The sequence below is a fragment of the Pseudomonas sp. C 49-2 genome (assembly GCF_003970195.1).
Taxonomy (GTDB): Bacteria; Pseudomonadota; Gammaproteobacteria; order Pseudomonadales; family Pseudomonadaceae; genus Aquipseudomonas; species Aquipseudomonas canadensis.
In genome coordinates this window covers 87,728-108,305 of record NZ_RXYG01000016.1, presented here as the reverse complement: position 1 = coordinate 108,305, position 20,578 = coordinate 87,728, and the positions used below count along the sequence as shown (strand labels likewise).

Genomic DNA, 20,578 nt, shown 5'->3' with positions numbered 1-20,578 from the left:
GTAGTGAAACGATGCATCGCCGATGGTAGTGTGGGGTTTCCCCATGTGAGAGTAGGTCATCGTCAAGATTAAATTCCGAAACCCCATTTGCGAAAGCAAATGGGGTTTTGTTTTGGGCGGTCGAAAAGACAGCTAACATCCCAATTCCTCCAACAACTGCCCACAGTGCTAAAGTCGCACCCTCGATTTTTGCTTTTCCCAAGGAAGCCGTTATGCCGGATGCGACGTCCCTCAGCCCTGGATTCATGGTGGTTCACGGCAACCGCTTGGACGAACTGCGCAGCCTGGTGGTCAGTTGGATGCGCCGCTATCCCCTGGCGCCCCTGGAAAACGAAATTGCCCTGGTACAAAGCAACGGCATCGCCCAATGGCTCAAGCTGGCCCTGGCTGAAGATCCGGAAGAAGATGACATGGGCGGCTGCGGAATAGCCGCAGCAATCGATGTTCAACTGCCTGGCAGCTTTATGTGGCAGCTCTATCGTATGGTCTTGGGCAAAGATGAAATTCCGCCCAAGTCCCTGCTCGACAAAGCCCCGCTGACCTGGCGCCTTATGCGCCTGCTGCCGGAGCTTATCGATCAACCGCACTTCGAACCGCTGCAGCGTTTTCTCACCCACGACACCGATTTGCGCAAACGCTACCAACTCGCCGAGCGTCTGGCTGACCTGTTCGACCAATATCAGGTCTACCGCGCCGATTGGCTCGAAGACTGGGCTGCCGGCCGCCACCAACTGCGCAACGGTCGAGGCGAATCAAAACCGCTCAACCCAGCCAACTGCTGGCAAGCCGAACTATGGCGTGCACTGTTGCTGGATGTCGGTGAAGAAGGCATGGCCGAAAGCCGCGCCGGCGTTCACCAACGCTTTATCGAGCGCATCAATACAATGGAAACAGCACCCGAGGGCCTGCCATCCCGAGTCATCGTTTTTGGCATCTCCTCATTGCCTGCTCAGGCATTGGAAGCGCTCGCAGGCCTCGCGCGATTCAGCCAAGTCCTGCTCTGCGTGCACAACCCCTGCCGTCACCATTGGTCTGACATCGTCGCCGACAAAGACCTGCTGCGTAACGAATATAAACGCCAAGCGCGTAAAGCCGGCATGCCGGTCACCATCGACCCACAAACCCTGCACCAGCACGCCCACCCGCTACTGGCCGCCTGGGGCAAGCAAGGCCGTGACTACATCAGCCTGCTGGACAGCTACGACGACCCCAACAGCTATCGCGCCGCATTCCGCGATGGTCGCATTGACCTGTTCAGCGACAGTGAGCCCACCACACTGCTCAATCAGCTCCAGGACGACATCCTGGAACTGCGTCCACTCAATGAAACCCGCGAGCTATGGCCTGCCGTTGATCTGGATCGCGATACCTCAATCCGCTTCCACATTGCCCACAGCGCCCAGCGCGAAGTGGAAATCCTCCACGACCAACTGCTCCAACGCTTCAGTGCCGACCCCTCGCTGCGTCCGCGAGATGTCATCGTCATGGTTCCGGATGTCGACAGCTACGCGCCGCACATTCGCGCCGTGTTTGGCCAACTCGAACGCAATGACCCACGCTTCATCCCGTTCACCCTGACCGACCAAGGCCAACGCGGCCGCGACCCGCTGCTTATCGCCGTCGAACACCTGCTGAAACTGCCCGACAGCCGCTTCCCCGTCAGCGAGATCCTCGACCTGCTCGACGTTCCGGCCCTGCGCGAACGCTTCGCCATCAAGGAGCGCGACCTGCCTACGCTGCATCGCTGGATAGAAGGTGCCGGCATCCGCTGGGGTCTCAACGCCGAACAACGTGCCGGCCTGGGCCTGCCAAAGGAGTTGGAACAAAACAGCTGGCGTTTCGGCCTGCGGCGCATGTTGCTCGGTTACGCCGTAGGCACCGGCGCAGCGTGTGAGGGTATCGAGCCCTACGATGAAATCGGTGGCCTCGACGCAGCGCTCATTGGTCCTCTGGTCGCTTTGCTGGACGCACTCAACGACGCGCATCAAGCATTGTCGCTACCGGCTTCTCCTACGGAGTGGGGCGGTCGTCTGCAACGCCTGATGCAACTATTCTTCCTGCCCAGCAGCGAACACGATGACTACCTGCTGGGCCAACTTGAACAACTCAGGGAAACCTGGCTGGAAACCTGCGAATCTGTAGGCCTGCAGGACGAGTTACCTCTCACCGTAGTCCGCGAAGCCTGGCTCGCGGGTCTGGACCAAGGTCGCCTGTCCCAACGTTTCCTCGCCGGGGCTGTCAATTTCTGTACTTTGATGCCTATGCGAGCGATCCCATTCAAGCTCGTTTGCCTGCTCGGCATGAACGATGGCGATTACCCGCGCGCCCAACCCCCGCTGGACTTCGACCTGATGGGCAGCGACTACCGCCCCGGCGACCGTTCGCGCCGCGAAGACGACCGCTACCTGCTGCTCGAAGCGCTGCTTTCAGCCCGCGACCAGCTGTACATCAGTTGGGTAGGTCGTAGTATCCGCGACAACAGCGACCGCCCGGCCTCGGTATTGATAGGCCAACTACGCGACCATCTCGCCAGCGGCTGGCACCACGCCAACAGCGACGCATCGCTTATCGAAGCCATGACGCAAGAGCACCCACTGCAACCTTTCAGCGCCCGCTACTTCCATGAGGGCGACGCGCTGTTCAGCTACGCCCGTGAGTGGCAATTACTGCACGAAACGCTGGATGCCATGCCAAAAGAAGAGGACCTCAGCTCGCATCAACAGGACGAACCCCTGAGCCTCGGTCAGCTTCAAGACTTCCTGCGCAATCCGGTCAAACATTTCTTCAGCCAACGCCTGAAAGTGTTCTTCGAAGCCGCCGAAGTGCCACTGGCCGACGAAGAACCCTTCGTCCTCGATGCCCTGCAACGCTACAGCTTGAGCGACAGCCTACTGAGCGCCGCACTCACCCAGCCCGATCATCTCGACCAGGCTCTGAACGCCCAGGCCCTGCGCCTGCAAGGGAGTGGCCTGTTGCCGATGGTCGGTTTCGGCGAATGCCTACGCAACGAACTCGTCGAACCGTTACCCGATCTGTTGCGACGCTATCAGCAATTACTCGCCCTCTGGCCCACCCCGCACACCGGTGCCGAACCGGTCATTTTTGAGCATAGTGGCGTTCAGTTGGAAGGCTGGATCAGTGGTCTGCATCGACGCAGCGATGGCGGGTTGCTCAGCGTCACCACCATCCCCAACAGCATAGGCTCGATCAAGACCCGCAAGTGGCATCGCCTGATTCGCCCCTGGGTCAATCATGTGGTTGCCTGCGCCTGCGGTCTGCCATTGAGCACCGGCTTGGTGGCCAGCGATGACACCCTGTTGCTGCCGCCGCTGGATAAAACCAATGCCCAGGAACTCCTCGGTAACCTATTGCTGGCCTGGCATACCGGGATGAGCCAACCGCTGCCCGTCGCCGTCAAAACCGCTTTCGCTTGGCTTAGCCAAACCGATCCTGCCAAGGCCCAGGCGGCCGCCAGCAAAGCTTACGAAGGCGATGGCCTGACCACCGATGGTGAGCGCCGCGAAACCCCGGCGCTTACCCGGCAATTCCCCGACTACGCCACGCTGATTGCCAGCGAAGAATTCGAAGGTTGGTGCGAAACCCTGTATCGCCCGCTGCTCAACGCCCCATGGCGATCACTCACTGGCGAGGAGGCCGGCGCATGACCAGCAAACCCTTGGCCCTGGCCTTCCCGCTCAAAGGCAGCCAGCTGATTGAAGCCAGCGCTGGCACCGGCAAGACCTTCACCATCTCCGCCCTCTACCTGCGCCTGGTCCTCGGCCATGGAGGCGATGAATCAGGCTTTGGCCGCGAACTGCTGCCACCGCAAATCCTGGTAGTGACTTTCACCGATGCCGCCACCAAAGAACTGCGCGAACGCATCCGCATCCGCCTGGCCGAAGCCGCGCGGTTTTTTCGTGAAGAGATTGAACAGCCAGACGCCCTGATCGCCGATCTGCGCGCCGATTACCTAGCCGAACAATGGCCCGCCTGCGCCAATCGCCTGGACATCGCCGCCCAATGGATGGATGAAGCCGCCGTCTCGACCATCCACAGTTGGTGCCAGCGCATGCTGCGCGAACATGCCTTCGACAGTGGCAGCCTGTTCACACAGACCCTGGAAACCGATCACAGCGACTTGCTCGGCGAAGTATTGCGCGATTACTGGCGACTGTTCTGCTACCCGATGCACGACGATGCGCTCAATTGGGTGCGCAACAACTGGGGTGGCCCCGCCGCGTTGATGCCGCGAGTGCGCGCTTTGTTCGGCAGCGAACGGCCGACGGATGAAACCCGCGAGCCCGCTGAACTGATCACGGCCTGCTTGCAAGAGCGCCGAGAAGCGCTGACAACCCTCAAGACGCCTTGGCAACAATGGGCCGCCGAGCTGCGCGACATCTGCCTGCAAGCCGTAGCCGCCAAAGCCGTCGACGGGCGCAAGATGCAGGCGCGCTACTTCGAGCCCTGGTTCGAAAAGATCAGCGCCTGGGCTGCTGACGAAACCCTCGAACAACTCGACATCGGTACCGGCTTCACGCGCCTGACACCCGACGGCATGGCCGAAGCCTGGAAAGGTGAGCCACCGCAGCATCCCGGTATCGACGCCATGGCCGGCCTCAAGGCGGCGCTTGATGCGCTGCCAACCCCCGACGCCGCCGTGTTGCAACACGCGGCCGGCTGGGTCGGCAAACGCTTTGAAGAAGAAAAACGCCGTCGCGCCGAAATGGGCTTCGACGACATGCTCATCCGCCTCAACGCCGCGCTGCAGGCTGACGGCGGCGAACGCCTGGCCAGCGTGATTCGCGAGCAATTTCCGGTGGCCTTGATCGACGAGTTCCAGGACACCGACCCGGTGCAATACGCCATCTTCGACAGCATCTATCGCATCGAAGAAAACCACCTCGACAGTGGCCTGTTCCTGATCGGCGACCCCAAGCAAGCGATCTACGCCTTCCGTGGCGCCGATATCTACACTTACCTGCGCGCCCGTCAGTCCACCACCGGTCGTCACCACACCTTGGGCACCAACTTCCGCTCCAGCCACGCGATGGTCGAGGCGGTGAACCACGTGTTCCAGCGTGCGGAAACCGGTCGCGGCGCGTTCCTGTTCCGCGAGGCCAATGGTGAAAACCCGGTGCCGTTCCACTCGGTACTGTCCCAGGGACGTAAAGAACAATTGCAGGTAAATGGCCAAACGCTGCCAGCCATGAACCTCTGGCACTTGCCTACTGACCAACCGGTTTCCAATGTGCTGTATCGTCAGCAGCTTGCGGCGGCCTGTGCCACGCACATCGTTGAATTGCTCAACGGCGGGCAGCAAGGCAGCGCAGGCTTCCCACAACCGGACGGCAGCTTCAAAGGCGTGCGCCCGTCAGACATCGCCATCCTCGTGCGCGACGGCAAAGAGGCCCAGGCCGTGCGCGCCGAGTTGGCCGGCCGTGGCGTGCGCAGCGTCTATCTGTCCGACAAGGACTCGGTCTTCGCCGCCCAGGAAGCCCACGACCTGCTGGCCTGGCTCAAGGCTTGCGCCGAGCCGGATGTCGAGCGCCCGCTGCGCGCCGCACTGGCCTGCATCACCCTGAACCTGTCACTGCCGGAACTGGAGCGTCTGAACCAGGATGAACTGGCGTGGGAAAGCCGAGTCATGCAGTTCCGTGGCTACCGCGCGATCTGGCGTACCCAAGGCGTGTTGCCGATGCTGCGTCGTCTGCTACACGACTTCAAACTGCCGCAAACCCTGATCGCGCGCAGTGACGGTGAGCGTGTGCTGACTAACCTGCTGCACCTCAGCGAACTGCTGCAACAGGCTGCCTCTGAACTGGATGGCGAACAGGCGCTGATCCGCCATCTGGCCGAGCATCTGGCGCTCTCGGGGCAGGCGGGTGAAGAACAAATCCTGCGCCTGGAAAGTGATGAGCAACTGGTCAAGGTCGTGACTATCCACAAATCCAAAGGGCTGGAATACGACCTGGTTTTCCTGCCCTTCATCTGCTCAGCCAAACCCGTGGATGGCAGCCGCTTACCGCTGCACTACCACGATGAAAACGGCAAATCCCAAGTCAGCCTGCGCCCTACGCCTGAGCTGATCGCCCAAGCCGACAATGAGCGCCTGGCCGAAGACCTGCGCCTGTTCTACGTAGCCCTGACCCGTGCCAAGCATGCGTGCTGGCTCGGAATCGCCGACCTCAAACGCGGCAACAGCAACAGCTCCGTGCTGCACCTGTCGGCGCTGGGCTATTTGCTCGGTGCAGGCGCCTCGTTGGGTGAGTCCGCCGGCTTGGCGCGCTGGCTCCTGGACCTTCAAGAAGGTTGCACCGCAATCAACTACGCCCAGGTGCCCGAAGCGCAAGACATCCTTTTCCACCCACCGCGCAACGAAGCCACACTGCGAGCGCCCTTGCTGCCCAAGCGCAAGGCTGCAGAAAACTGGTGGATAGCCTCCTACAGCGCCTTGCGCATTGGCGACAGCATGAGCGCCGCCACGCTCGAAGCACCGGAAAGCCCGCAGGCCCAGAAGCTGTTCGATGACGAACGCCTCGACCCCGACGCACCCCGCGAAGTGGCGGCATCCGGCGGCGATATTCATCGTTTCCCTCGTGGCCCTAACCCAGGGACTTTCCTGCACGGCCTGCTGGAATGGGCTGGGGAGGAGGGTTTCAGCGTTACGCCCGAGGCCATCGAAAAGGCCGTGGGCGCCCGCTGCAACCGGCGCAACTGGGAAGGTTGGATCATCACCCTCAGCAGTTGGCTCGGCCACCTGCTGCAAACGCCACTGCCTGTGGACAACGGCCACGTCTCCCTCAGCGCTTTGCAGCAGTACCAGATCGAGATGGAGTTCTGGTTTGCCAGCCACAAGGTCGACGTACTCGCCCTCGACAAGCTGGTGTGCCAATACACCCACAACGGCGTTTCCCGTGTCGCCGCCGAGCCTGTGCTGCTCAACGGCATGTTCAAGGGCTTCATCGATTTGACCTTCGAACATGACGGCCGCTATTACGTTGCCGACTACAAATCCAACTGGCTTGGCCCCGACGATTCGGCCTACACCTTGGATGCCATGGAACAGTCGATCCTCGATCATCGGTACGACCTGCAATACGTGCTTTACCTGCTGGCCCTGCACCGCCAACTCAAGGCGCGCCTGCCGGACTACGACTACGACCGCCATGTCGGCGGTGCGCTGTACATTTTCCTACGGGGCACGCAGTCCGCGAGCCAGGGTGCGTATTTCACCCGACCGCCGCGGGAACTGATCGAAGGCCTGGACCTGCTGTTCCAGGGCAAGCCCATCCCGCCCAAGGTTGAGCCCGCCTGGGAACAAGGAGTGTTGTTATGAGCCTGTCGCCGTTACCGCTGGAGGAGCTGACGCCCCTCAGCCGCGCCGCCGACCTGGTGCAATTGCTGGAGCGTTGGGTCGACCGTGGCTGGTTGCGTGCCTTGGACAAAGCCTTCGTCGGCTTCCTGCACGAACTCGATCCACAGGCCGACCCGCTGGTGCTGCTGGCTGCCGCGCTGACCAGCCATCAACTGGGCCATGGTCACGTCTGCCTCGACCTGTTCGAAACCCTCAAGGCGCCGGACTTTGCGCTGTCGTTGCCGCCTGAAGGCGACCTGCAAACCGGCGCCATGTTGCTGCCGTCGCAGTTACTGGAAGGCCTGGACGGCGCCCACTGGTGCCATGCACTGGCCGCCAGTCATCTGGTCGCGCTGGCGGTCGATGGCAGCGAATCCGCGCAGAGTCGGCCTTTGGTCCTGTCCGGCAAGCGCCTGTACCTGCGCCGCTATTGGACTTACGAACGGCGCATCGACAGCGCCTTGCGCCTGCGTCTTGCCAGCCAGGAAAACGTGGCCGTCGATTTGCCGCAGCGCCTCAACAGCCTGTTCGATCAACCGCCGCCTGACGGCGTGATCGACTGGCAAAAGCTCGCCTGCGCCCTGGCTACACGCGGCGCATTCAGCATCGTCACCGGCGGCCCTGGCACTGGCAAAACCACCACCGTGGTGCGCTTGCTCGCGCTGTTGCAGGCGCCGGCTGTGGAGTCCGGCAGTCCATTGCGCATTCGCCTGGCCGCCCCCACCGGTAAGGCCGCCGCACGCCTCACCGAGTCCATCAGCCAACAAGTGCTGTCACTGAAAGTGCCGGACAGCGTGAAGGAAAAAATCCCGACCCAGGTCACCACCGTTCATCGCTTGCTGGGCAGTCGCCCAGGCACGCGGCATTTTCGTCATCACCTCGGCAATCCGCTGCCCCTGGATGTGCTGGTGGTGGACGAAGCCTCGATGATCGACCTGGAAATGATGGCTAATCTGCTCGACGCCTTGCCGCCCCATGCGCGCCTGGTACTGCTGGGCGACAAGGACCAACTCGCATCGGTGGAGGCGGGCGCCGTCCTCGGTGACTTGTGTCGCGACGCCGAAGCCGGTTTCTACAGCGCCGAGACCCGCCAATGGCTGCAAGCCGTCAGCGGTGAAGACCTCAGCGCCAGCGGCCTGCAGGAAGACCTCGACGCCAGCCACCCCTTGGCCCAGCAGGTAGTGATGCTGCGTTACTCGCGACGTTTCGGCGAAGGCAGCGGCATCGGCCAACTGGCGCGTTGGGTCAACCAGCAAAACGCAGAGGAAGCCCGCAAACTGCTAGCCGCGCGGAGTCACGCTGATCTGTTTTGCGTCAGCCTCAAGGGCGAACACGATCACGCCCTGGAACGCTTGGTGCTGGACGGGCAGGGTGACGGTGCCGAGGGCTATCGCTATTACCTCAACCTGTTGCAAAGCGCCCGTCCGTCGCCGGATACGCCCCGTGAAAGCCAAGTCTGGACCCACTGGGCGCAACAACTGCTGCAGGCCTTCGACGCTTTCCAACTGCTCTGCGCGGTACGCAAAGGTCCCTGGGGCGTGGAAGGTCTGAACCTGCGCATCACCGCCGCCCTGCGCAAGGTGCGGTTGATCGAAGGCGACGAGCAATGGTACGAAGGCCGCCCGGTGCTGATGACCCGTAACGATTACGGTCTGGGCCTGATGAACGGTGACATCGGCATCGCGCTGAAATTGCCCGAAAGCGACGGCGGCCCCCAGATGCTGCGCGTGGCCTTCCCACGCAATGACGGTCAGGGCGGTGTGCGATTTGTGCTGCCCAGCCGTCTGAACGATGTAGAAACCGTGTACGCCATGACCGTGCACAAATCCCAGGGCTCGGAGTTCACCCATACCGCGCTGATCCTGCCGGATGCGTTGAACCCGGTGCTGACCAAAGAGCTGATCTACACCGGCATCACAAGGGCCAAGCGCTGGTTCAGCCTGATCGAGCCCCGAGGCGGCGTGTTTGAAGAAGCCGTGAGGCGCAAGGTCAAGCGCTTGAGTGGGTTGATGCTGGAGTTGGGTCACGAATCCGAAAATAACTGACTGCTAGGTCATGTCAGATTTCTGGTTCAGTCGCCTGATTTTTCTGGAAAAATAGCGCCCCCTGCGAAGACCCACTCTTCGCGGGGTTTTCCGCCGCTGTGCTATCGTTGCGGCATCATCTAAAAAACACCTGAGAGAATCGCTGCATGAACGTGGCTGTCTCGCCCACAGAGCGCAGTTTGAGCTGGAGACGCATGCTGCTGGTGGCGCTCCTGTGCGTGTTCGCGCCACACACCTTCGCCCAGGCGCCCGACCCTGCGAGCCTTGCCGCCCATCGCGCGCAGGCCGTCACCCAAGTGGTACTCGGTATCCTCAGTTATGCGCGCTGGCCGGTAGAACCTGCGCAATTGCGCCTGTGCATCGTCGGCCCGACTCAATACACCGACGACCTGATCAAAGGCACCACCCAGGCCACCGGTCGCCCAGTGGTGGTGCAGCGTTTGCTGGCCAGCCATCCCGATATCGTCAATGCGTGCGACGCGGTGTACATCGGCAAGCTCAGTGCTGATGAGCGCAGCCAGCTGTTCACGTCGTTGATCGGTCATCCGGTGCTGAGCATCAGCGAAGGCGGCGACCAATGCACCGTGGGCAGTCTGTTCTGCCTGCGCGTGAGCGATGAGCAGGTGTCGTTTGAGGTCAACCTCGACTCCGTCGCCCGCAGCGGCGTGCGCATTCATCCCAGCGTGCTGCAGTTGTCCCGTCGCCGAGCGCCGGCGTCATGAAAGCCGTCAAAGCGCGGCCGACCCTGCGTTCCGTCATCGGCCGGGGGCACATGATCCTGGCGCTGGTGGCGGTGGCGCTGGCGAGCGTCTCACTGACCCTGCTCGGCGTACTGGCGCTGCGGGTTTATGCCGAGCACAACCTGCACCTGATCGCACGTTCTATCAACTACACGGTGGAAGCGGCGGTGGTGTTCAACGACAGCGCGGCGGCCACTGAAGCCCTCAGCCTGATCGCCTCCACCGAAGAAGTGGCTGAGGCCGAAGTATTCGATGCCAATGGCAAGCTGTTGGCGAAGTGGATACGCCCGGAAACCAGCATGCTCTCGCGGGTCGAGTTGGAGTTGGCGCATACCCTGCTCGAACAACCCATCAGCCAGCCGATCCTGCATCAAGGCAAAGCCATCGGCAGCATTCATCTCACCGGCCACGGCGGTAGCCTGCTGCGCTTCCTGCTCAGCGGCCTGGCCGGGATCCTCATCTGCACCGCGCTTAGCGCGTGGATTGCCCTACACTTGGCGCGACGCCTGTTGCGCGGCATTACCGGCCCGCTGCAAAGCCTTGCCGCCGTGGCCCACGCCGCCCGCAGCGAGCGCGACTTCGACCGCCGCGTGCCGCCGGCGCGTATCGCCGAACTCGACAGCCTGGGCAGTGACTTCAATGCCTTGCTCGGCGAAATGGAAGCCTGGCAAAGCCACCTGCAAAGCGAGAACGAATCCCTCGCCCACCAGGCCAACCACGACAGCCTGACCGGCCTGCCCAATCGTGCGTTCTTCGAAGGCCGTTTGATTCGCGCCCTGCGCAGCGCGGCCAAGGCCAAAGAACAGGTGGCGGTGCTATACCTCGACAGTGACCGTTTCAAAGAGATCAACGACAGCTTTGGCCACGCCGCCGGCGACGCCGTCCTCGTCGCCGTCGCCGAGCGCGTGCGTGCACAATTGCGTGAAGACGACCTGGTGGCGCGCCTGGGCGGCGATGAGTTCGCCATCCTGCTGGCACCTTTGCACAAGGCGCAAGACGCCGAGCGTATTGCCGAAAAGATCATCGCCAGCATGGACCTGCCCATCCCCGTGCCCGGCAACACCCAGGTATTGACCTCCCTCAGTATCGGCATTGCGATCTACCCCGATCATGGCGCCACCCCTGGCACCTTGCTCAACGCCGCCGACGCAGCGATGTACCAGGCCAAGCGTTTGTCCTCGGGCGGCCAGCAAACGGCGGAGTCGGATAACCCCGTCGTCAACGTTCAACACAGGAGTTGACCCCTTGTTCACGACCGCACGTTTCATGTTTATCACCCTGCTGGTAGCACTGCTCGCCCTCGGCGGCTGCCAGACGCCGCCCCCCAAAGGCCTGACCCCGGCGCAAGTGGCCGTTCTCAAGCAACAAGGTTTTGAGCTGACCGACGACGGTTGGGCATTCGGCCTGTCCGGCAAAGTGCTGTTCGGCAGCGATGTCGAAACCCTCAACCAACCCAGCACCGACATCGTCCAACGCATCGGCAAAGCCCTGCTGGGCGTCGGCATCGAACGCGTGCGCGTCGACGGCCACACCGATGCGTCGGGCAAGGAAACCTACAACCAGCAACTGTCCCTGCGCCGCGCAAAAAGCGTGGCAGCGGTGTTGACCGGTGTGGGCATGAAGGAAGAAAACATTCAACTGCGCGGGCTGGGTAGCAGCGAGCCGGTGGCGCCGAACACCACGGTGGCAGGGCGCACGGAGAATCGGCGGGTGTCGATTGTGGTGATTGCGGACTGAACCCGTCCCGCCAATCTCAATGTGAAACCCAATCAACTGTAGGAGCTGGCTTGCCGGCGATGGCGGTCTTGAGGATGCTACCGCCGGCAAGCGGGCTCCTACAGGTGATTTGTGGTGTGTTTGAGACCGTGTTCGCTTAGGTACCTGGCGTCATCGTCTGGTTTGCTCATCTCTTTCTAATTATTCCGCAAACCACATATCCCTTGTCTCCCCCATCAACAATCCCTGATTCTGCTCCGTCACTTCGCGGATGTAATCCCATAGCAACGTAATCCGCTTCAACTTCCTCAAATCCTCCCGGCAATACATCCAGAACTGGCGAGTGATGGAAATCTGCTCCCCCAACACCGGCAACAACCGTGGATCCTGCGCCGCCAAAAAACACGGCAATATCGCCATCGACCGCCCTTGCTGCGCCGCCACGTACTGCGCGATCACGCTGGTGCTGCGCAGGCTGGCGCTGGCGCCGGGCACCACGTTTGCCAGATACAGCAACTCCGAGCTAAACGCCAAGTCATCCACATAGCTGATAAACGGATGCTCGGCCAAATCCGCCGGTTTGCGGATCGGTGGGTGCTGGTCGAGGTATTCCTGGGTCGCGTACAGCTGCAATTTGTAGTCGCACAGTTTGCAGCACACATACGGCCCGTGTTCCGGGCGTTCCAGGGCGATGACGATGTCGGCTTCGCGCTTGGACAGGCTGATGAAGTGGGGCAAGGGCAGGATGTCTACCGAGATCGCCGGGTAGGTGTCGACGAAGTGGCTCAACTGCGGGGTGACGAAGAAGCTCCCGAACCCTTCGGTGCAGCCCATGCGCACATGGCCCGACAGCGCCACGCCGGAGCCAGAGACTTGCTCGCAGGCCATGTGCAGGGTGCTTTCGATGGACTCGGCATAACCCAGTAAACGCTGGCCCTCGGTGGTGAGCACGAAACCGTTGGTCCGGGATTTTTCGAACAGCAGGGTGCCGAGGGACACTTCCAGTGAACTGATGCGCCGCGACACGGTGGTGTAGTCCACCGCCAGGCGCTTGGCGGCCACGCTGGCCTTGCGGGTGCGGGCCACTTCGAGGAAAAACTTCAGGTCATCCCAGTTCAGGGAGCCCAGCGACGTGATGTTTTTTTGCATATTGGTCCGGCTTTTATGTGCGTTCTTATTAGAGATTTGCACATCTATACTCCAAAAACAGTCCGAACGCCTCATTTCCCAAGGCGGTTACGCGCCTTGTCTCTGCATAAATATAAGATTGGAGACCACATGAACGCATCTGCCGATATTTCCGTGCAACAGGTCAAGTTGCTGATCAACGGCGAGTGGGTCGAGTCCAAGACCACCGAGTGGCAAGACATCGTCAACCCGGCCACCCAAGAGGTGCTGGCCAAAGTCCCGTTCGCTACTGCCGATGAAGTCAACGCTGCCATCGACGCTGCCCACCGCGCCTTCCAGACCTGGAAGCTGACGCCGATCGGCGCGCGCATGCGCATCATGCTCAAGCTGCAAGCCTTGATCCGCGAACATTCCAAGCGCATTGCCGTGGTGCTCAGCAACGAGCAGGGCAAGACCATTGCCGATGCCGAGGGCGATATTTTCCGTGGCCTGGAAGTGGTGGAGCACGCCTGCTCCATCGGCACCCTGCAGATGGGCGAGTTTGCCGAAAACGTCGCTGGTGGCGTCGACACCTACACCCTTCGCCAACCCATTGGCGTGTGCGCCGGCATTACTCCGTTCAACTTCCCGGCGATGATCCCGCTGTGGATGTTCCCGATGGCCATCGCCTGCGGTAACACCTTCGTTCTCAAACCGTCCGAGCAGGACCCACTGTCGACGATGCTGCTGGTGGAGCTGGCGCTGGAAGCTGGCGTGCCGGCTGGCGTGCTCAACGTGGTGCACGGCGGCAAGGATGTGGTGGATGCGCTGTGCACCCACAAAGACATCAAGGCCGTGTCCTTCGTGGGCTCGACCGCCGTGGGCACTCACGTCTACGACTTGGCCGGCAAACACGGCAAGCGTGTGCAGTCGATGATGGGCGCCAAGAACCACGCCGTGGTGCTGCCGGACGCCAACCGCGAACACACCCTCAATGCCCTGGTCGGCGCCGGTTTCGGTGCGGCAGGCCAGCGTTGCATGGCCACCTCGGTGGTGGTGCTGGTGGGCGCGTCCAAGCAATGGCTGCCGGACCTGAAAGCGCTGGCGCAAAAGCTCAAGGTCAACGCGGGCAGTGAAGCGGGCACTGATGTCGGCCCGGTGATTTCCAAGCGCGCCAAGGCACGTATCCTGGAACTCATCGAGAGCGGCGTGAAAGAAGGCGCCAAGCTGGAGCTGGACGGCCGCGACATCAAGGTGCCGGGCTTCGAGCAAGGCAATTTTGTCGGCCCGACCCTGTTCTCGGGCGTGACCACCGATATGCAGATCTACACCCAGGAAATCTTCGGCCCGGTGCTGGTGGTGCTAGAGGTCGCGACCCTCGACGAGGCCATCGCCCTGGTCAACGCCAACCCGTTCGGCAACGGTACCGGCCTGTTCACCCAGAGCGGCGCGGCGGCGCGCAAGTTCCAGAGCGAAATCGACGTAGGCCAGGTCGGCATCAACATCCCGATCCCGGTGCCCGTCCCTTTCTTCAGCTTCACCGGTTCGCGTGGCTCCAAGCTCGGCGACCTGGGCCCGTATGGCAAGCAAGTGGTGCAGTTCTACACCCAGACCAAGACCGTCACCAGCCGCTGGTTCGATGACGACACGGTCAACGATGGCGTCAACACCACCATCAACCTGCGCTGATTCCGGGAGACGACCATGAAGATTGCATTTATCGGCTTGGGCAACATGGGCGCACCCATGGCCCGCAACCTGATCAAGGCCGGCCATGCGCTGAACCTGTTCGACCTGAGCCAGACGGTGCTCAAGGAACTGGCCGAGCTGGGTGGCACCATCAGCGATTCGCCGCGTGATGCGGCCACCGGCGCTGAACTGGTGATCACGATGCTGCCCGCCGCCGCCCATGTGCGCAGCGTCTGGCTGAATGAAGACGGTGTACTTGCCGGCATCGGTAAAGGCGTACCGGCGGTGGATTGCAGCACCATCGACCCGCAGACCATCCGCGACGTAGCGGCTGTGGCGGCCAAACAAGGTGTGGCCGTAGCCGACGCCCCCGTCTCCGGAGGCACGGGCGGCGCCGCAGCCGGGACGCTGACCTTCATGGTCGGCGCTACCCCGGAACTGTTCGCCACCCTACAACCGGTGCTGGCGCAGATGGGCCGCAACATCGTGCACTGCGGTGATGTGGGCACGGGGCAAATCGCGAAGATCTGCAACAACTTGTTGTTGGGGATCAGCATGGTCGGCGTCAGTGAGGCCATGGCCTTGGGCGATGCGCTGGGCATCGACACCCAGGTGCTGGCCGGCATCATCAACAGCTCCACCGGACGTTGCTGGAGTTCCGATACCTACAACCCATGGCCGGGGGTGATCGAAACCGCGCCGTCGTCGCGGGGTTACACCGGTGGGTTCGGTGCCGACCTGATGCTCAAGGATTTGGGCCTGGCCACCGAAGCGGCGCGTCAGGCCAAGCAACCCGTGATTCTGGGCGCTGTGGCCCAGCAGTTGTATCAATCGATGAGCCAGCGTGGGGAAGGGGGCAAGGACTTCTCGGCGATTATCAATAGCTATCGCAAGCCCAAATAGGGGCGTTTCCGGGAGCCTGCTAATAGTGGGCTCCCGGGTTTTTGCGGCTCAAGCAAACACAAAATACTTACGCACTGTCTCCACAACTTCCCACGTCCCCTTCATCCCCGGTTCCACCACGAAGATATCCCCAGCCCGCAAGTGAATCGGCGCCAACCCTTCGGGCGTGATGATGCAGTAGCCTTCCTGGAAGTGGCAGTATTCCCACTTCACGTAGTCCACGTACCACTTGCCCGGGGTGCAGATCCAGGTGCCCATGATCTTGCTGCCGTCTTCGCTGGTGTAGGCGTTGAGGTTGACAGTGTGCGGGTCGCCTTCGAGTTTTTCCCATTTGCACGCGTCCAGGACCGGCAGGGGGTGGGTGTCGCGCAGTACGGTGATGGGCTTGGACATGATGTCTCCAGGGCAGGGAATGGAAAGGTCCACCCTAAGGCCTAGGGCGTTGCGTCAGTGGTCTGAACTCGACATCGGGATGCCCAGAAGCGCAGCGGTGTGATGATCCGGAAATTACCGCGAACCCTTGTGGGAGCCGGGCTTGCCCGCGATAGCGGAGTGTCAGGCTATGAAGATGCAAGCAGTGCCACCGTCATCGCGGGCAAGCCCGGCTCCCACAGGGCACGGTGACGCATCCGGACGATATATTTGTGCGATTTCTCGTCCGTTCTTCGCAGTAAGTGCGAAAGATTTCCCGCTTCACGCCAGAATTCGCAAGAAAATTCGCAGCCGGCCCTCGTATCATTCACCCCAGTAACCGCCGAGAGCCTTCAAATGAACCCAATAAAAACGTGGTGGGATATCAGCCCGCCCTTGAGTACGGCGACCCCGACCTGGCCGGGAGATACGCCGTTCCAGGAAGAGCGCGTGTGGCAGTTTGGCCCGGAGTGTCCGGTGAATGTCGGGCGTATCACCTTGTCTCCGCACACCGGCGCCCATGTGGACGCGCCGCTGCATTACAGCGCGGACGGTGCGCCGATTGGCGAAGTGTCGCTTGATGTGTACATGGGCCCATGCCGGGTGCTGCATTGCCTGGACAGCGGCGCGCTGGTGCAGCCGCATCAGTTGCAAGGCCGTGTGGATAACTTGCCCGAGCGCGTGTTGCTGCGCACTTATGCACAAGCGCCGCTGACTGAATGGGATTCGAATTTCACCGCCATCGCTCCGCAAACCATCGAGCTGCTTGCCAGCCTGGGTGTGCGCTTGATCGGCATCGATACGCCATCCCTGGACCCGCAACAGTCCAAGACCATGGATTCCCACAACGCCGTGGCGCGCCGTGGCATGGCGATTCTCGAAGGCATCGTGCTCGATGATGTACCCGAGGGCGACTATGAACTGATCGCACTGCCGCTGCGTTTCGCCAACCTCGACGCGAGCCCCGTCCGCGCCATTCTCCGTCCGCTCAAGGAGCCCACGCGATGAGCCAATGTCCTTTCTCTGCTGACTACCAGCCGCCTGAAGAATGGCATAACGCCGAACTGAATTTTTCCGAGTCCATGAGCTACGGCGATTACCTGGACCTGGGCAAAGTCCTCAGCGCCCAGCACCCGCTGTCGCCGGACCACAACGAAATGCTCTTCATCATCCAACACCAGACGTCCGAGCTGTGGATGAAACTGATGCTCCACGAACTCAAGGCCGCCCGCGAACACGTGCGCCTGGGCGAGTTGCCGCCAGCCTTCAAGATGCTGGCGCGGGTGTCGCGGATCTTCGATCAACTGGTGCATGCCTGGGCAGTGCTGGCGACGATGACGCCGTCGGAGTACAAGTCGATTCGCCCGTTCCTGGGGCAGTCGTCGGGTTTCCAGTCGTTCCAGTACCGCGAGATCGAATTTATCCTCGGCAACAAAAGCGCGGCGCTGTTGCGGCCTCACGCCCATCGGCCAGAGCTGTTGAACGAGTTGAAAGTGGCGATTGCCACGCCGTCGCTGTACGACGAAGCGATCAACCTGATGATCAAGGCCGGCCTGGCGATTGACCCGAAACGTGCCGAGCGCGACCCGACGGCGGCGACGGTTCACGATGAATCGGTGGAGGCGGCGTGGCGCGAGGTGTATCGCGATCCAAGCCGGTATTGGGATTTGTATCAGTTGGCCGAGAAGTTTATCGACCTGGAGGACTCGTTCCGCCAATGGCGCTTCCGCCATGTGACGACGGTAGAGCGGATCATCGGCTTCCAGCCCGGCACGGGCGGCACGGAAGGTGTGGGGTATTTGCGCAAGATGCTCGACACAGTGTTGTTCCCCGAGTTGTGGCGAGTGCGCTCCACGCTCTAAACAAAAAGCCCCGGATTACCGGGGCTTTTCAGTTTTAATACATTCAAAACTGTGGGAGCTGGCTTGCCTGCGATGGCATCACCTCGGTCTCACTGGAAACCGAGTCGCCTGCATCGCGGGCAAGCCCGGCTCCCACAGGTATTACTGTGCGGTAGCTGCCGCGTTACTCTTGCGAACCCGCAACCGGTAGGCAATGTAGATAATCCCCACCCACACCGGCATCGCATACACCGACTCGCTGATGCCTGGAATCGCCAGCATCACGCTGATGATCATCACCATGAACGCCAGGCACAGGTAGTTGCTGAACGGGAACCAGAAGGTCTTGAACGACGGCGTCAGGCCTTGTTCGCCCATGGCTTTGCGGAACTTGATGTGGGTGATGCTGATCAGCGCCCAGTTGATCATCAACGAGGCAACCACCAGCGCGAACAGCAGCTCCAGTGCACTCTGCGGTGCCACATAGTTGACCACTACACACAGCATCGTCACCAACGCTGAAATCGCCAGGGCGCGGATCGGCACACCTTGTTTGTTCAGCTTCATCAGCGATTTCGGTGCATCACCTTGCTCGGCCAGGCCGAACAGCATGCGGCTGTTGCAGTACACGCCGCTGTTGTACACCGACAGCGCCGCGGTCAGCACCACGAAGTTGAGGATGTGTGCGGCGGTGTCGTTGCCGATCAGCGAGAAGATCTGCACGAACGGGCTACCACTGTAGGCATCGCCCGAGGCGCCGAGGGTTTGCAGCAGTTGGTCCCACGGGTACAGCGACAGCAGCACGGTCAGGGCACCCACGTAGAAAATCAGGATCCGGTAGACCACCTGGTTGATCGCTTTCGGGATCACTTTGCGCGGCTCGCTGGCTTCGGCGGCAGTGATGCCGACCAGCTCCAGGCCACCGAACGAGAACATGATGAACGCCATGGACATCAACAGCCCCATGCCGCCATTCGGGAAGAACCCGCCGTGGCTCCACAGGTTGCTGACCGTGGCTTGCGGGCCGCCGGTACCGCTGAACAGAAGGTAGCAGCCGAGCACGATCATGCCGACAATCGCCACCACCTTGATGATCGCGAACCAGAACTCGGCTTCACCAAAGAACTTCACGTTCAGGGTGTTGATCAGGTTCACCGCGACAAAGAACACCAGTGCACTGACCCAGGTCGGGATCTCCGGCCACCAGAACTGGATGTACTTACCCACCGCCGTCAGTTCGGCCATGCCCACCAGCACGTAGAGCACCCAGTAGTTCCAGCCCGCCAGGAAGCCAGCGTAGCCGCCCCAGTATTTGTGGGCGAAGTGGCTGAAGGAGCCGGCCACCGGCTCTTCGACGATCATCTCGCCGAGCTGGCGCATGATCAGGAACGCGATGAAACCCGCAATCGCGTAACCCAGGATCATCGACGGCCCCGCCGACTTGAGCACCCCGGCCGAGCCGAGGAACAACCCCGTGCCAATCGCCCCTCCCAAGGCGATCAGCTGAATGTGCCGGTTCTTCAGGCCACGCTTGAGGCCCACCGGGTTAACCATGTCATCCGCCATTAACATTCCCTTCTACTTGTTTTTCTCAGGGTTGAGTGCACGCCGCATCAGCCCCTCAGAAGTGCTGAGGGGTCAGATATTACTCTGCGTAAACTTTTCGTAATACAGCTGAACGCCATCAAGTGCCTGATCCGCCAGCCATTGCTGGATGGATTCGACCATTGGAGGGGGGCCGCACAGGTACATATCCGCCGAACTGTCCCGCAATTCGGCCAGGTCAAAATGCTCGGTGAGGTAGCCGCGCTTGCCGGGCCAATCGTCGGAGGGGGCGCTGAGGACTTCGGTATAGCGAAAGCCTGCGATTTTTGCAGCATAACCCTGGATACGCGCCGCTTCGCACAAGTCCTCGGCACCGCGCACGCCGTAATACAGATGCACCGGTTGGTCGCAACCATTGGTGGCCAGTTCATCGAGCATGCCCAGCAGGGCCGACAACCCGGTGCCACCCGCCACCAGTACCAATGGCTTGGTGACGTGGCGCAGGTAGAAGGCGCCGAGGGGCGCTTCCATCAACAGCTCATCGCCCACTTGGCAGCGCTCGCGCAGGTAGTTGCTCATCACCCCATCGGGCAACAGGCGCACCAAAAATTGCAGGTGATTGCCCGGCAGGTTGGCGAAGGAGTACGACCGCCAACTGTCCGTGCCAGGCACCGCTAGGCGCGCATATTGGCCCGGCAGGAAGTCCAGCGCCTGATCCAACTCTACCTGCAGGATCGCCGTGCTGGCCGACACCTGTTCCACCGAGCTCACGGTACCCTTGACCTGAACCGGCCCCGGCGCGTTGCACAGGCTCGAATCAAAGTCGAAATAGAACGTCGCGTCGGACTTTACCCGTGTCTGGCAACTGAGCATCTTGCGCTGTTGCAGGTCGAGGCTGGACAGGGCTTCTTCGTCTACATAGTCCTGGCTGTAATCGCCGGACTCGCAACGACCCTGGCAGGTGCCGCACACACCTTCACGGCAATCCAGTGGGATCTTGATGCCGTTACGCAGTGCCGCATCCAGCAGGATTTCATTCGCACCCACCGGGAAGAACAGAGTCTTGCCGTCGGCAAAACTGAAAGCCACTTTGTGATTCATCCACCATTCTCCATGGATTCAATAACTGTAGTGAGCGGGCTTGCCCCGCGCTGGAGTGCGCAGCGCTCCCAAGCTTTTGGGGCCGCTGCGCAGCCCAGCGCGGGGCAAGCCCGCTCACTACAAGCC

General features: G+C 61.4%; 14 protein-coding genes. 10 read left to right on the top strand and 4 right to left on the bottom strand.

The window, feature by feature from the left end:
* Window positions 1-212: 212 nt before the first annotated feature.
* From recC to EJ576_RS25545, 6 genes are all read left to right on the top strand, one after another.
* Window positions 213-3,665 carry an exodeoxyribonuclease V subunit gamma gene (recC, locus tag EJ576_RS25570; RefSeq protein ID WP_126571433.1) on the top strand — a complete coding sequence of 1,151 codons (3,453 nt, stop codon included), beginning with the start codon at window positions 213-215 and terminating at the stop codon, window positions 3,663-3,665.
* Window positions 3,662-7,336 carry an exodeoxyribonuclease V subunit beta gene (gene recB, locus EJ576_RS25565; RefSeq protein WP_126571432.1) on the top strand — a complete coding sequence of 1,225 codons (3,675 nt, stop codon included), beginning with the start codon at window positions 3,662-3,664 and terminating at the stop codon, window positions 7,334-7,336. Before recC ends, recB begins: the two co-directional genes overlap by 4 nt.
* The gene (gene recD / locus EJ576_RS25560; RefSeq protein WP_126571431.1) at window positions 7,333-9,399 is read left to right on the top strand and encodes an exodeoxyribonuclease V subunit alpha; all 2,067 of its coding nucleotides are present in this window, start codon (window positions 7,333-7,335) and stop codon (window positions 9,397-9,399) included. Before recB ends, recD begins: the two co-directional genes overlap by 4 nt.
* A gap of 146 nt (window positions 9,400-9,545) precedes the next feature.
* The gene (locus EJ576_RS25555) at window positions 9,546-10,121 is read left to right on the top strand and encodes a YfiR family protein (RefSeq protein WP_126571430.1); all 576 of its coding nucleotides are present in this window, start codon (window positions 9,546-9,548) and stop codon (window positions 10,119-10,121) included.
* Window positions 10,118-11,380, top strand: coding sequence for a diguanylate cyclase domain-containing protein (locus EJ576_RS25550; RefSeq protein WP_122725644.1), 1,263 nt, complete (start codon window positions 10,118-10,120; stop codon window positions 11,378-11,380). Before EJ576_RS25555 ends, EJ576_RS25550 begins: the two co-directional genes overlap by 4 nt.
* 4 nt (window positions 11,381-11,384) lie before the next feature.
* The gene (locus EJ576_RS25545) at window positions 11,385-11,876 is read left to right on the top strand and encodes an OmpA family protein (protein ID WP_177075105.1); all 492 of its coding nucleotides are present in this window, start codon (window positions 11,385-11,387) and stop codon (window positions 11,874-11,876) included.
* 180 nt (window positions 11,877-12,056) lie between these two features.
* Here the strand turns inward: EJ576_RS25545 and EJ576_RS25540 are convergent, their stop codons facing one another.
* A complete protein-coding gene (locus EJ576_RS25540) occupies window positions 12,057-13,004 on the bottom strand; it encodes a LysR family transcriptional regulator (protein WP_122725642.1) in 948 nt (315 codons plus the stop codon).
* Between the two features lie 129 nt (window positions 13,005-13,133).
* Here EJ576_RS25540 and EJ576_RS25535 point away from each other — a divergent pair, with 129 nt between their 5' ends.
* Together EJ576_RS25535 and mmsB are read left to right on the top strand one after the other, a co-directional pair.
* Window positions 13,134-14,651 carry a CoA-acylating methylmalonate-semialdehyde dehydrogenase gene (locus tag EJ576_RS25535; RefSeq protein ID WP_016974890.1) on the top strand — a complete coding sequence of 506 codons (1,518 nt, stop codon included), beginning with the start codon at window positions 13,134-13,136 and terminating at the stop codon, window positions 14,649-14,651.
* A gap of 15 nt (window positions 14,652-14,666) precedes the next feature.
* Window positions 14,667-15,554 (top strand): 3-hydroxyisobutyrate dehydrogenase, encoded by an 888-nt coding sequence (gene mmsB / locus EJ576_RS25530; RefSeq protein ID WP_126571429.1) that lies wholly within the window; start codon window positions 14,667-14,669, stop codon window positions 15,552-15,554.
* A 48-nt stretch (window positions 15,555-15,602) separates the two neighbouring features.
* Here the strand turns inward: mmsB and EJ576_RS25525 are convergent, their stop codons facing one another.
* Window positions 15,603-15,947, bottom strand: coding sequence for a cupin domain-containing protein (locus EJ576_RS25525; RefSeq protein WP_025858010.1), 345 nt, complete (start codon window positions 15,945-15,947; stop codon window positions 15,603-15,605).
* Between the two features lie 375 nt (window positions 15,948-16,322).
* On the opposite strand from EJ576_RS25525, the gene kynB reads away from it, so the two are divergent.
* Together kynB and kynA are read left to right on the top strand one after the other, a co-directional pair.
* Window positions 16,323-16,973, top strand: a complete 651-nt coding sequence (gene kynB / locus EJ576_RS25520; RefSeq protein WP_126571428.1) for an arylformamidase — start codon at window positions 16,323-16,325, stop codon at window positions 16,971-16,973.
* On the top strand, window positions 16,970-17,827 hold the full coding sequence (gene kynA, locus EJ576_RS25515; RefSeq protein WP_122725634.1) for a tryptophan 2,3-dioxygenase: 858 nt from the start codon (window positions 16,970-16,972) through the stop codon (window positions 17,825-17,827). The genes kynB and kynA overlap by 4 nt, the downstream gene beginning before the upstream one ends.
* A gap of 141 nt (window positions 17,828-17,968) precedes the next feature.
* Here the strand turns inward: kynA and EJ576_RS25510 are convergent, their stop codons facing one another.
* A complete protein-coding gene (locus EJ576_RS25510; RefSeq protein WP_122725632.1) occupies window positions 17,969-19,372 on the bottom strand; it encodes an amino acid permease in 1,404 nt (467 codons plus the stop codon).
* A gap of 72 nt (window positions 19,373-19,444) precedes the next feature.
* Complete coding sequence (antC, locus tag EJ576_RS25505) at window positions 19,445-20,452, bottom strand: anthranilate 1,2-dioxygenase electron transfer component AntC (protein WP_126571427.1); 1,008 nt, start codon at window positions 20,450-20,452, stop codon at window positions 19,445-19,447.
* Window positions 20,453-20,578: the final 126 nt, after the last annotated feature.